We start from the raw sequence: 13055 nt of genomic DNA on the forward strand, positions 1-13055 counted from the left end.
CTGTTCGAGACAACGCTGGACGACATCGGGATAGGTCATGAACCTGCAAAAACGTAACAATGTGCATATTGCCGGAGACGGCAGCGCAACCTTGATCCTGTCCCACGGCTTCGGCTGTGATCAATCGATGTGGAAGCTGTTGCTGCCACATTTCATCAAGCGTTTTCGCGTTATCACCTATGACCTGGTCGGCGCGGGGCAATCAGACCTCAGCGCTTATGATCGCGAAAAGTACGCTTCATTGTGGGGTTACGCTTCGGATCTCAACGAAATCATCGACGAGTACGCGACCGGACCAGTGGTCGTGGTGGCGCACTCGGTGAGCGCAATGATCGCAGCCCTGGCACAGGTTCAGCGACCAGGACGGATCGCTGGCCTGGCCATGATTGGCGGTTCGCCTTGCTACATCGACTCCGGCACGTACACCGGGGGCTTTTCTCTGGATGAAGTCTACGAATTGCTCGCCACCATCGATGAGAACTACCTCGGTTGGTCCAGCACCATGGCGCCTGTGCTGATGGGCGCACCGGAACAGCCGGCGCTCGCAGAAGAATTGCACGGCAGCTTTTGCCGTACCGATGCGCAGATCGCCAGACATTTCGCTCGCGTTATCTATCTATCCGATCACCGGCAGGACCTCGCCGGGCTGCCGATACCGACCTTGATTCTGCAATGCACCGGCGACCCGGTGGTGCCGGTTGACGTCGGAGAGTATCTGCACAGTGTTCTACCTGACAGCCAGCTGACCCTCATTGACAACATGGGCCACTATCCGCAGTTGAGTGCTCCGAGTGCTTGCTCTGCGGCCATCGATGCATTTCTCACACAATATGGTCTTGTTCATGGATGACACAGCCCAGCTGTTCACAGAATCGTTTTTCGAGAACGCCCCCTGCGGACTGATCGTTATGGCCGTGGATGGCACCCTGCTGCGTTGCAATCAGACGTTCAGTGATTGGTTGGGCTACGACAAAACATCCTTGCAGGAGCGCAGTTTCGATCAGTTGCTGACGGTCAGCGGGCGAACGTTTCAGCTCACCCACTGGGGGCCATTGATGAACAAGCAGGGCTCTGTGGCGGAGGTGAAGCTTGATCTGCGGCATAGCGACGGATCTGTGCGTTCCATGCTGCTCAACGGTGTCCGGCGTGTAACGAGTGATGGAGTACGTTTTCATCTGGCGCTGTTTGCCACGACGGAGCGTGACCGTAGCGAGCGGGCGGTTTTTCTGGCGATGCAGCAAGCCGAAAAGCTGCTGGCGGAGAAAATCAGCGCTGAGGCCGCATTGCACCGCGCTCAAGCCGAGCTCGCCAAGGCCTATGAAGAGGCTCAGCATCGCGCACTCTTCGCTGAGCAGATGGTCGCTGTCGTCAGCCATGACCTGAAAAATCCGATGACCGCCATCAAAATGGCTAGCCAGTTGCTCGAGCAGGAAGCACAAAGCGACAGGGCGCACCGTTTGCTGGCCAGCATCGGCGACTCGACTGACCGGGCACAGCGCATGATCATTGACCTGCTGGATTTCGCCTCGGTCAGGATGGGGCAAGGCATCAGCATCCGTCGCCGGGAGGTCGACCTCCTCAAGGTGGTGGACGAGAGCGTGAGTGAACTCAGGGTTGTATTCGCCAAGGCAAATATCCGTCACTACTCGCGGGGGCGTGGCACCTTCGGCGTGGACCCGGACAGATTGCAGCAGATTATCGGTAACCTCGTCGCGAACAGCGTGGCCTATGGCGACCTGCGGTTCCCGATCACACTGACCACTGACTTGTCGCAGGAAAACGTCACTCTGAGCGTTCACAATCATGGGCCGGCCATCGATCAGGCATTGGTGCCGGCCTTGTTCGAACCCATGACAAGGGGGACCGAACATCAGGATTCAATACGCTCGGTGGGGCTCGGGTTATTCATCGTCAGGCAGATTACCCAAGCGCACGGCGGCACGATTGCCATGACCTCGAACGCGGCCAATGGCACCACGTTCACCATTCGGTTGCCCGTGGAGTTGCCGGAGCAGGTCGGCAGTTAATCCAGGTTGCTGCACCCGGCCACGGAGCTACTCGTACGACAGGACGTCAGCATGAGAAGTCATCGAGACAAACGAATCGTCATTGTGGGGGCGGGCATCGTTGGTGCCTCCCTGGCCTATCACCTGTCTGCCAAAAAGGCGCATGTCACGCTTGTGGATGCCGGGGAAATAGCTTCAGGCGTGACCGCAACCTCGTTCGCCTGGATCACGGCCGCACATTGCGGATCTGATCCCATCTCACAACTGCGTGGCGCGGCGATCGAGGAGTACCGACGACTTGAGGCGCAGGTGCCAGGTCTCGACATCCGTTGGACCGGAGCGTTGTCTTACGGTGCGGATGCCCATCAGACACCGCCGCCCGATGGGGTGCTGTCGGCGAACCTGGTATCGCGCGCTCGAATACTCGAACTGGAACCCCATCTCAAACGTCCACCACGGCAGGCTATGTTTGCAGCGCAAGAAGGCGCGCTGGACGCAGTGGCCGCGACTTACGCATTGGTTGGCGGCGCTCGCCAGAACGGGGCGAAGATTCTCACGCACACGCCCGTTGACGGCTTCATCAGTAAGGGTAACCAAGTGATCGGCGTTGAAACTGCGTCAGGCGTGATTGATGCCGATGTTGTCGTAATGGCGGCTGGTACGGGAATCAAAATGCTGACTGAACAACTTCAAACGCCTGTTCCTGTAACGGCATCGCCGGCGATTTTCATCCGCTACAAGGCCCGGCCCAATCTGGTGCGCACTCTCATTTCCAGCCCTGAGATGGAAGTCCGGCAATGTGCGGACGGTACGTTGCTGGCCGCCGAAGATTATCTGGACAACACCCCGGAAAACCGGCCGCAAGCCATCGCTTTACGTACCGCCAGGGCCATTCAGAATGAGCTCGACGGCGTCGTTGCGATTGAAGCGGAAGTGGCCTGCGTCGGCCTCAGACCAATGCCTGAAGACGGTATTCCCATCATCGGCTATCTGCCGCAAATCAACGGTGTCTACATTTGCGCCATGCACCCGGGAGTGACCCTGGCAGCGGTGGTGGGCCGGCGCGTCAGCGAAGAGATAGTCGACCTGAAGGTCGCGCCTGCTCTGGCTGCGTGCCGGCCGGATCGGTTCTTCCAGGCTGATTGACCGACTCGACCACACCGTAACCTCTTACCGCTCAAATAGACGAAGCCCGCACGAGGCGGGCTTCGGTAGTGCGTTCAGGCGTCTGGCTCACCTTGGGGAGGTAACACGACCAGACATCAGAACGCAGTACTTAGGGTCAACGACAGATTGCGCGGATCGCCATAAATGGCGCCGGCATAGAAGCCGTATCGGGTGTAGTAGGTTTTGTCGAAAAGGTTGTTGGCATTCAGGGTGAGCGAGGTGTCATCGGTAATGTCGTATTTGGCCATCGCGTTCCAGATCGCATAGCCAGACCAGTTGACGTCGGTCGGGCCACGGCTGACGCCGTTGGTTGGAGCGCCTGCCGGCGTGGAAGTGACGCGGATGTTGGTCTGTGCGGTCACGCCGGTGCCCAGCGTCAGGCGGTCAAGCGCACCGGACAGACGATAGGTGGTCGAAGCGCGGAACAGGTGCGACGGATCATTGCGGCCATCGGCGTCAAGTCGACGCATGTGCAGGTAGGTGTAGCCGCCGTAGACATTCCAGTCCGGGGTGAGGGCGCCGGACACTTCGATATCGATGCCATCGGTTTCCACGCCTGTTCCGGCCTTGTACGCCGTGGCGCCGGAAGGGGTCAGATTATCGCCGTCGGTGACCGCTTTGTTTTCCTGCTTGGTCAGGAAATACGCCACCTGCGCATTGACCTCGCCGTCGAACCATTCGCCCTTGATGCCTGTTTCATAGCTCTGGCCACGGATGGGTTCGATCTTGCTGCCGCTGGCGCTTTCTTCGCTCTGCGGGCTGAAAATGTCGGTGTAGCTGGCGTAGAGCGAGTAGGTGTCGTTGAGGTCATACACCGCCCCCAGATACGGCGTGACGATGCCGTTTTCCTGCTGATTGCTGCGTGCGCCTGAGGTTGCGAGCGTGGTGTTGCTGTAGTCGCTGACCCGGGCCCCGAGGATGACCGAGAGGGGATCGGTAATGCTCAAGCGGGTGGCGGCGTACATGCCTTGCAGGCGGGTGGTGGTCTTGGTGTGCAGGCCGGTTTGTTGCGCGACGATCGAATAGTCGTCGTTGACGCCATTTCGCCAGTCGCTGAGCGCAAAGCCGTTGTTGGCCCTGAACTGACAGCCCAGAGAACTGGCGCTGATACGGCTTGAGCTGACCATGTTGCAGCGATACTGAGGCACCCACGCCACCGTGCGGCTGTCGTTGTAGCCGAACATGGCCTGGTGAGTGCGGCCGAACAGGCTGAAAGGTCCGGTCAAATCCACCTGTGCCGACTGTTGGGTGGTGTCCGTTGAGCTGTGCAAACCGTTGAGCACCGCGCCGCTACCGTCCTGATTCCAGTACCCACGATAAGTACCTGCGCCGGCCGAGTTCACTTTGGCCAGGCCACGGTGGTTCAACGCATCTGTAGTACTCTGCGCGACTTTAAGGTTCAGGTTCCAGTCGTTGTCGAAGCGATGCTCCAGCGAACCAAACGTGGTGCGGGTGGTGAACTCGCCGAAGCTCCAGCTCGGCACGACATTGGTGCTGCGTGGCAGGTCGGTTTTGGCGCCGTTGCCGTACCAGATCGGAATGTTGGCGCCCCAGCCGCCACCCACGGTTTTAGAGTACTCATACTGATAGCCCGCGCCGATGGTCGTGGCATCCGTCAGGTCGAATTCGAAATTGGCCAGGGCTGCCCGCGAGCGATCCGATTGCTGATCGCGGAAGGAGTTGGCGTCCTGCTGCGTCATGACGAAACGCGAACGCAGCCGGCCGTCTTCCGACAGTGGCAAATTCAGATCCGCGCCAAGACGGCGTTTGTCCCAACTGCCATAGGTGACGTAAGCCTTGCCGCCGAACTCGGTGCCGGGACGCTTGCGAATAAGGTTGATCGTCGCCGAAGGATCGCCCGTTCCACCCAGGAGGCCGTTGGCTCCCCGCACGATATCGATACGCTCGTACATGTCCATATTCAGCGCGTTGCCACTGCCACTGAAGTCAGATCCGCCCTGAACCTGCAGCCCATCGACTTTCCAGTTGGTGACCGGATAACCGCGAGCACGAAACTCTGTACGTCCGCCCACTTCCGACTTGCTCACGCTGATGCCCGGCGTGGCTTCCAGGGCCTGTTCGATGTTGGTGATCTGGCGGTCGGCCATTTGTTGCTGGGTGATGGTCGTGACCGACTGCGGGGTTTCTCGTGGCGAGAGTTTCATCCCCGTGGAACTGGTGGTGCTCTTGACCGTGTAGCCGAGCTGCTCGTTGCTCTCATTGGCCTGGGGCAGGCTGGCCTGGACATTCACCGCATCCAGCTCGACGGCGTCGGCGACGGCATTTGGACTGATAAAGCCTGCAACCGCGCTTAATCCCATGGCGATAAAAAGTGCGGATTTCGGGTGGCTGCATGCCTGTGTTTTCAGCAAAAGCGGTGAATAGTCCTTCATGTTGCCCCATGTTGTCATTGGTAACAGTTCGTATTTGCAGATGATTTTTGCTAGCATTTTATGCATCGCGGCTCTGCGCTCTACCACTGGCTTGTATGGGGATGTAATGGATTGTAATGAGGGCATCTGCCCCCCGGTCTTGAAGGCCCATCCGCTGGTCAAGACCCTGCTGGTCGTGGATGACGACGATGAAATACGCGAGCTGCTGTGCGACTACCTCAGTGAAAACGGCGACTGTGTACTCGCCGCCGCCGATGGTCCGCAGATGTGGCAGCAACTGGAACAGCAACCCGTGGATCTGGTGATACTGGACGTCATGCTGCCTGGCGAGGACGGTTTGAGCCTGTGTCGACAACTGCAAGCCCGACCAGGTCTGAGCGTGATCATGTTGTCCGCCAAAGGCTCTGCACTGGATCGCATCATCGGCCTGGAAGTCGGCGCTGACGATTACGTCGCCAAGCCGTTCGAGCCGCGTGAATTGTCGGCCCGGATCAAAGCGGTACTGCGCCGCCCGGTTCGTAGCGCGCCCGAGGAGAGGCCACGTCCGGAGCCACAGCATCAGTTCGCCGGGTATCGGCTCGATCATGCCAAACGTGTTCTCAGCGTCCCGCAAGGATCATCTTTCACGTTGCCGCGTTCTGATTTCAGAGTGTTGCGGGATCTGCTGGATGCGCGCGAGCAGGTGTTGTCCCGAGATCAGCTGACGCGCAGTGCAATGGGCCGTGATTACTCGCCGGATGATCGCAGCGTCGACATGTGCATCAGTCGCCTTCGCCAGTATTTCAAGAGCGCCGAGGATGGCCTGGTGCAGATCCTTACGGTGCGCAATGAAGGGTATCTGTTGAGCATTTCCAGCATGGCCGCCGATTGAGATGATTCGTGACCGCCTGCTCAACGGCTTGAGACGTCTGTGGCCCAAGACACTCTTTGCCCAACTGACATTGATCATGGTGACTGGCACGCTGGCCGTTCAACTGCTGTCGAGCAGCATCTGGTTCGATGTGCGCTTCGCCCAGGTACTCGAGGCCCCTTTACGTCTGATGGCCAGCCGTTCCGCCGATCTGATTCGCCAGGGCGGTTGTCATCCCGACGAAGTGATAAAGGCACCTGCGAACTATCAGGTCCAATGTCTGGACTCTGAACCTGCGATACATGCCGATTTGCAACGAGGTGCCCGGCGTACCGAAATGCTGCTCAACCAGGCGCTGACGTATGAGCTTGGTCACGAGCAATCGGTCAAGGCATTGATGATTCAACTGACCGATCTGCAAGGCAAGCCAGTGGTCTGGCGCAGTCTATTCGGGTTGCAGACGGCGCTGACCCATGTCTGCTTTGCCGTGCGGCTGCCCGATGGTCACTGGCTGGAAGTCGACGGTCAGGAGTTGCAGGGCTGGAGTGGCGAGTCGGCCTGGGCGCTGATCACCGATTACATTCTCAGGGTCTACGTGCTGCGGATAATGGCGGTGTTGGCCATTTGTTGGATAGCTGTCCGCTTGTGCCTGAGCCCGCTCAAAAGGATGAGTGATGCCGCCAGGGCACTGGGTAAAAACCTCGATCAACCACCCCTCATTATTGAGGGATCATCGGAAGTCCGTCAGGCCGCGCGCACGTTCAATTCCATGCAACAGCGAATCGTGGCGATGGTCAATGACCAGAGCTTTTTCCTCGCGGCCGTTTCCCATGACCTGCGCACGCCCCTGACTCGTATGCGCTTGCGCATCGAGCGGCTGAAAGAAGTCGATCACCGCGAGCGCCTGAAGCAGAACGTGCAACAGATGGATCGGATGATCGCCCAAGTGCTCGATTATCTGCACAGCGCCAAACAGCATTCTTTCCAGTTTGTGGACGTCGACAAGCTGTTGCATCGACTGTGCACGGATTTGGCAACCAAAGAAGAGAACCTGCCGGTGACCGGGCGGGGAGGGATGATCCACGCAAACGAAGTGTTGCTGCAGCGCTGCCTGCAGAATCTGTTGGAGAACGCTTTACGTTATGCCTGCCAGATCGAGATACATGTCGAGAGGACACAAGAGGCGGTGCTGATCAGCATCACCGACCGTGGTCCCGGCATTACGCCAAGCCTGCTCGACTCCATCACCGATCCGTTCGTGCGTGGAGAGAGCTCGCGCAATGGCCAGTCTGGCGGATATGGCCTGGGACTGAGCATTGCCAAGCGTATTGCGGCGAGCCAGGAGGGCGCGCTTGAACTGTCGAATCGGCAGGGGGGCGGGCTCAGAGTGAGCGTAGGTCTACCTTACAGACGTGAAAGCTGCCGGACGGATTGCTGTTGATCCACGTTTAACCTGATGCCTTCGTGCCCGAAGCCGCTTTCAGGCGATAAGCGGCTGGGGAGCAGCCAAACCAGCGGTTGCAGGCGCGGTAAAAACTGCTGACCTCCTGAAACCCCAGACCTTTGGCGATCACCGCAGAACTCTGGTCGGTCGTACCGATCAAGTGGCGGGCGAGCTGCAAGCGGGATTCGTCCAAAAGCTCCCTGACCCCCGTTTGCTCCTCATCCAGCCGGTTACGTAGCATTCGTGGACTCAAATTCATGGCACTGGCGATACTTTCGAGTGAAACCACGACACCTGTGGCCAGACCCGAGACAATATGATTCTTCACCACGGAAGACATTTTTACGGGGAAGTTCTGGATTTCCAGGTTGACCAGGTTGTCGTGATGAATTTTCAGTTCGGGAAATCCGGTTGGCAACTTCTGATTCCAGTCGTGAACAGAGATCGTTATTTTGTTGATCAGATTGGAAAATGTCAGATTTTCCCCGAAAAGGACTTTAAGTTTGCTTGTGTCGACAGGGGCTTCATAACTAAATGTTGTTGCGACAGGTACGACCTTGTTAAATGGCAGTAACCAATGAACAATTCCAATCAGCGTGGCAAAATAACAGTCTATATAAGATCTGGAAAGATTCAGTAGCTCCAGCCTAAGAAATACGACGCTAAACGAGTCAGGCTCTTCAAGAACCAATAGTGGAGCTCCGTCCGACAATATTGCGGAGAGTCGCGAAAGAAGCAATAACGCGTCACCTAGAGTAGCGCTGGACATTAAAGGGTAGAGTTGGGATTGAAGTTGTCCTGGGTGAAACTCTTCATAACAGGCCAGCCCGATGTCTGTGTTTCCCGAGTCGGACTGTAGGCAGAGCATAAACTTCGATACGTCTTTTATTTTTGTCCGCTGCCCGCTATCCGCCAAAGCGTTCAAATAGTTGTATAGATTTTCTGTTTCATCAGATGTCGCTTGCGCATGCTCTTTTAATCTGAGCATGACTTTTGTACAGGACGGTGCAATGGTTGACATAAGTAGGGATTCAGACCTTTAGCTTTTCTGGTTTTGTGCTCTTAGCTGACCAGGGGACAGAGAAAACCAACGCTGACAGGCTTTACTCAGGCTGCTTGACTGGCTGAAGCCGAGAATGGAGGAAATCTCCTTCAGGCTCAACGCGGAGCTGGCGATCAAATTGCTGGCAAGTTCTTTTCTCAATGCCTCCTGGAGTGCAGAAAACGTTACACCTTCCTCTTCAAGGTATTTTTGCAGTGTGCGTTTACTCATGTTCAGGGTTGTGGCCATTTCCTGAAGCGAGATCAATCGTCCCTCGGTCATGCCGGAAGAAAATACTGAACGAACTTTTTCCATCAATGAGCCATTTATTTTTTCTTCGAGTTGCGCATCGGCATATCGACGGTGAACGTCTTCAAATCCCGGGTTTCTGCTGTAAATCGATTTCTTTTTGATCTCGCTATCGAATACCAGGCGGATATGTGGCGCATCGAAATTGATGTTTTTACCGAATAGCCGCTGCAGATTTATCGTTTCAGCCGGCTTTGGATAGGGCAGATCTACAAAAACCGGCTGTAGTTTCAACGGAAACGCAAGCCAATGAATGAGCCCGAGAATAACGGCTGCTGCGGCGTCGATAATGTGCCGAGTGACTTCGGTGCTGGGTAATCCTTTATTGAAAGCCGAAATGATGAAGTGCTCGTTTTCGTCATCCAGTGTAATGAATGATGAGTCAGCCACTAATGGGTGATATTTGGCCAGGCGTTCAAGCGCGATGTCGAGGGTTGGACTGGACATCAACGAATAGCCGGCTATTCCAAAGAAGTCCGGTCTGGCATGTTTGTAGGCTGACAGACCGATATCCGCATCGCCTGAATACTGAGAGGCGTCATTAAAGAAACGACAGGCTATCGAAAGTTTTAACTTGTCATCGTCATTTTCTTCGATTAACTGCTCAGCGTAATGATTGACCAGCGATTTTATTTTAAAGTTGCTCGATGATATGGCCTGAATGATATTTCTGAAAGAACTTGCGGAAATCGTACACATCACTTTGCCTGAAGTTTTTATGGGTTAATCATCGATGGCACACAATTTACGAGAGGGCAATTTGCGCGGCAGGACATAATAAAAGAAACTCAAGACACTAGGCAAGGCAGCGCAGCAATGTGATCATCGCCTTCGTAATAGCGCATGGCCATTTGTCTTGATTTGTTAATCAAAGATTGATTATCAAGGAAACAGCGCAAGCGTCTCCGTCGACATGCAGAGCGCGACAAATCAATAAGGGAGACCGCAGCAAGGATTTGCGTCTTTTTTGGACTGGTGTTCCATAAAATACCCAAGTAGTTGGTGGCGGAGGAGCTTATGGAGCTATTTTCTTATACAGAGACGAGTTCTGATCTCAAGTTTTGCAGCGTTTCGTCCGAAGATGCACGCGAGTTTGTCAATTGGTTCTATCAGGAGCTCGCGCAAGGCCATTTTTTTCTCGCTTTCCAGCCGATTATTGCTGTCGGCTCAGACAGGTTTTTTTATTACGAGGGCCTGCTTAGGCACTGCAACGGCCCGATGAAATTCAGCCCGTTTGCAATTCTGGAAGGGCAAAAATCTATAAGGGATCTTGATCATTGTGTGGTGTCGAGCGTGATTGCCATGTTGCGCGAGCATCCCGCAATCAGGCTGGGTTGCAACATCTCGGCGCAAAGTGCAGTCGTTGATGAACAATGGAAAAGTATCATTTCTCAATTGAAGGCTGAGCCGCAGCTCGCTGAACGCCTCGTCATTGAAATCACCGAAAGTGCATCTCCCGATCAAAGCGCCGCAGCTGATTTTGTCATTCACATGCGAAGTGTTGGCTGCCTGTTGGCCGTTGACGATTTTGGCTCAGGTTTCAGCACACTTGAATTCATCCGTGTCGCGTCTCCCGACATTATAAAAATCGATAAGGGCTACCTGCTGCGCGCGAGCAATTGCGCAACGGCTGCCAAGGCATTTGAGCATCTGGTCGGTCTCTGCAAAACCTTCGTTCCCTATGTGATTGCGGAGGGCGTCGAGTTCGAGGCGGATACCGAACGCTTGGCGAACTGCGCTGTGGAGTGGATGCAGGGGTTCTTTACAGGTCGGCCTGAGCGCTGCCTGCCGGGTATCACTGGGCAGTGTGTCGTTGGTAACTACCTGTAATGGAGTGATCACCACTGATATCCAGTTCAAATCTTCTCAAATCGAGTTCAGGAAGTAGATTCATGCCCCAAAATCATCGCTTGCATGATATGACCTCCGAGCCTTTACCGAGCCTGTCTCTTCCTGCGTTGACTACCGGTGCATTCGCGGTCGGGACGGTGTTTCTGCAGAGCATTTATCCCGTTCACTGGGGCATCTCTTGCGCGGCAATCCTGTTGGCGACGCTCATGTCGGCGTATTGGCTCAATCCGCTCCGGCGCCGGCAACCATCCAACCGCTTTGTGCTGCAAGGGGCAATGTCCTCGGCGCAGCCTGATGCTGCGGACGATGATTTGCAGGCGTTATGTCTGAAGGCAATGCCCATCTGGTCGAGCCAGATCGAGATCTCCCGCAACCAGACCGAAGTGGCAGTCGTTGAGCTGACCGACCGATTCGTCGGCATTGCTTCGCGCCTGCAACAAACCGTACAGGCATCACAGCAAGCCGCCGGTGATCTGGTCGGGCAGGGCGGTGGCGGCGTGAACGAGACCCTGGCCAGCGGCAAGCAGGACTTGCGCAGAGTGATCGAGTCACTGCGCATCACCCAGCGAAACCGTGACGAAATGCTGGCGCAAGTGCAGAAGCTCAACGACTACACCGGTGAGTTGAGCAACATGACCAAAGAGGTCAAGGCCATCGCTTCGCAAACCAACCTGCTGGCCCTCAACGCAGCGATTGAAGCGGCCAGAGCGGGCGAGGCAGGGCGCGGTTTTGCCGTCGTGGCCGACGCGGTGCGCAAGCTCTCGCAGGAGTCCAGCGCAACGGGTGAGCTGATGTCGAGCAAGGTGGACATCATCAACGCCGCGATCGCTCAGGCAGTGGGCGTTGCGGACAGCAACAGCGAGCGTAGCGCCGACATGATTGCGCAGTCCGAGGAGACGATCCGCAACGTGCTCGCCCGTTTCGGCGATGTCACGGCGCGCCTGAGCCACTCCGCCGAGTTGCTGCAGCGTGAAGGCAGCGGCATACGCGAGGAGCTCGACGACGTGTTGGTGGCGTTGCAGTTCCAGGATCGTACCAGCCAGATCCTGTGCCACGTGCGTAACAACCTGGATCAGTTGCTGGAGCACCTGCACACCCGCGCAAACGCTCCAAGCCAGGCGGGCACTCTCGACACCTTGAGCTGGCTGGCCGAGATGGAGCGCACCTACGCCACTGACGAGCAGCGCCAGTCCCATAAGGGCGGCTTACAGCAGTCGGGCACTGAACATGAAATTACTTTTTTTTAAGGAACCGCTCTCGTGGCAAAGACCATTCTCGTTGTGGATGACTCCAGCAGTGTCCGTCAGGTTGTCGGCATTGCGCTCAAAGCGGCTGGCTACGACATCATCGAAGCCAGCGATGGCCGGGACGCCCTGAGCAAGCTGACAGGGCAGAAAGTCCATCTGATGATCAGTGACGTCAACATGCCCAACATGGACGGCATCACCTTCGTCAAAGAAGTGAAGAAGCTGCCCGCCTACAAGTTCACTCCGATCATCATGCTCACGACCGAGTCCCAGGACTCGAAGAAACTTGAAGGCCAGGCGGCGGGCGCCAAAGCCTGGATCGTCAAACCGTTTCAGCCGGCGCAAATGATGGCGGCGGTCTCCAAGTTGATCATGCCGTAAGGCCCTCAGGGAATCCGCACCATGGCAATCGTCAATCAGTGCCCTGAGGGCGGCGTTAATTGGGTTATCGACGGGGAGCTGACCATTTACACCGTCGCAGAGCTCAAGGCTGAGTTGTTGCCCTCGCTCGCGCCGAACGGCGACGTCGAAGTGGATCTTGCCCTCGTCAACGAGATCGACAGCGCCGGCGTTCAGTTACTCCTGGCGCTACGGCAAGCCGTCACGGCGTGCGGGAATGCGCTGCACATGAAGGGTGCTAGCCCGGCAGTACGCGACGCGCTGCAGTTGTGCAATCTCGCGCATGTGTTTGATGGTCACGCGAGCCTCATTTGAGGCTCGCAAATTCAAAGGGCAGTTGGACGATC

12 protein-coding genes are annotated in these 13055 nt (G+C 56.3%); 9 read left to right on the plus strand and 3 right to left on the minus strand.

Annotated features, from left to right (window positions below; translation table 11 throughout):
- Positions 1-37: 37 nt before the first annotated feature.
- Genes KVQ74_RS05340 through KVQ74_RS05350 form a run of 3 tightly spaced genes read left to right on the plus strand, consistent with a single transcriptional unit; the run spans position 38 to position 3152 of the window.
- Positions 38-850 carry an alpha/beta fold hydrolase gene (locus KVQ74_RS05340; protein WP_217829943.1) on the plus strand — a complete coding sequence of 271 codons (813 nt, stop codon included), beginning with the start codon at positions 38-40 and terminating at the stop codon, positions 848-850.
- Positions 843-2027, plus strand: coding sequence for a PAS domain-containing sensor histidine kinase (locus KVQ74_RS05345; protein WP_217829944.1), 1185 nt, complete (start codon positions 843-845; stop codon positions 2025-2027). Before KVQ74_RS05340 ends, KVQ74_RS05345 begins: the two co-directional genes overlap by 8 nt.
- 51 nt (positions 2028-2078) lie before the next feature.
- Positions 2079-3152, plus strand: coding sequence for an NAD(P)/FAD-dependent oxidoreductase (locus KVQ74_RS05350; protein WP_217829945.1), 1074 nt, complete (start codon positions 2079-2081; stop codon positions 3150-3152).
- Between the two features lie 116 nt (positions 3153-3268).
- On the opposite strand, the gene KVQ74_RS05355 is transcribed toward KVQ74_RS05350, so the two are convergent.
- Positions 3269-5494 (minus strand): TonB-dependent siderophore receptor, encoded by a 2226-nt coding sequence (locus tag KVQ74_RS05355; protein ID WP_217829946.1) that lies wholly within the window; start codon positions 5492-5494, stop codon positions 3269-3271.
- A 226-nt stretch (positions 5495-5720) separates the two neighbouring features.
- Between KVQ74_RS05355 and KVQ74_RS05360 the strand changes: the two genes are divergently transcribed.
- Both KVQ74_RS05360 and KVQ74_RS05365 read left to right on the plus strand, forming a co-directional pair.
- Positions 5721-6437, plus strand: coding sequence for a response regulator (locus tag KVQ74_RS05360; RefSeq protein WP_217829997.1), 717 nt, complete (start codon positions 5721-5723; stop codon positions 6435-6437).
- 1 nt (position 6438) lies between these two features.
- Positions 6439-7857 (plus strand): ATP-binding protein, encoded by a 1419-nt coding sequence (locus KVQ74_RS05365; RefSeq protein ID WP_217829947.1) that lies wholly within the window; start codon positions 6439-6441, stop codon positions 7855-7857.
- Between the two features lie 7 nt (positions 7858-7864).
- Here the strand turns inward: KVQ74_RS05365 and KVQ74_RS05370 are convergent, their stop codons facing one another.
- Complete coding sequence (locus KVQ74_RS05370) at positions 7865-8881, minus strand: AraC family transcriptional regulator (protein ID WP_217829948.1); 1017 nt, start codon at positions 8879-8881, stop codon at positions 7865-7867.
- A gap of 18 nt (positions 8882-8899) precedes the next feature.
- Entirely contained in the window at positions 8900-9910 is a 1011-nt protein-coding gene (locus KVQ74_RS05375; protein ID WP_217829949.1) for an AraC family transcriptional regulator, read from the minus strand.
- A 318-nt stretch (positions 9911-10228) separates the two neighbouring features.
- On the opposite strand from KVQ74_RS05375, the gene KVQ74_RS05380 reads away from it, so the two are divergent.
- The 4 genes from KVQ74_RS05380 to KVQ74_RS05395 all read left to right on the plus strand — a co-directional run bounded on the left by KVQ74_RS05380 (position 10229) and on the right by KVQ74_RS05395 (position 13023).
- A complete protein-coding gene (locus KVQ74_RS05380) occupies positions 10229-11041 on the plus strand; it encodes an EAL domain-containing protein (RefSeq protein WP_217829950.1) in 813 nt (270 codons plus the stop codon).
- A 602-nt stretch (positions 11042-11643) separates the two neighbouring features.
- Positions 11644-12309 (plus strand): methyl-accepting chemotaxis protein, encoded by a 666-nt coding sequence (locus KVQ74_RS29505; RefSeq protein WP_404822656.1) that lies wholly within the window; start codon positions 11644-11646, stop codon positions 12307-12309.
- 12 nt (positions 12310-12321) lie between these two features.
- Positions 12322-12690 carry a response regulator gene (locus KVQ74_RS05390; protein WP_217829952.1) on the plus strand — a complete coding sequence of 123 codons (369 nt, stop codon included), beginning with the start codon at positions 12322-12324 and terminating at the stop codon, positions 12688-12690.
- A gap of 21 nt (positions 12691-12711) precedes the next feature.
- A complete protein-coding gene (locus KVQ74_RS05395) occupies positions 12712-13023 on the plus strand; it encodes an STAS domain-containing protein (protein WP_217829953.1) in 312 nt (103 codons plus the stop codon).
- Positions 13024-13055: the final 32 nt, after the last annotated feature.

It is taken from the genome of Pseudomonas botevensis, from assembly GCF_019145475.1.
Classification (GTDB): domain Bacteria; phylum Pseudomonadota; class Gammaproteobacteria; order Pseudomonadales; family Pseudomonadaceae; genus Aquipseudomonas; species Aquipseudomonas botevensis.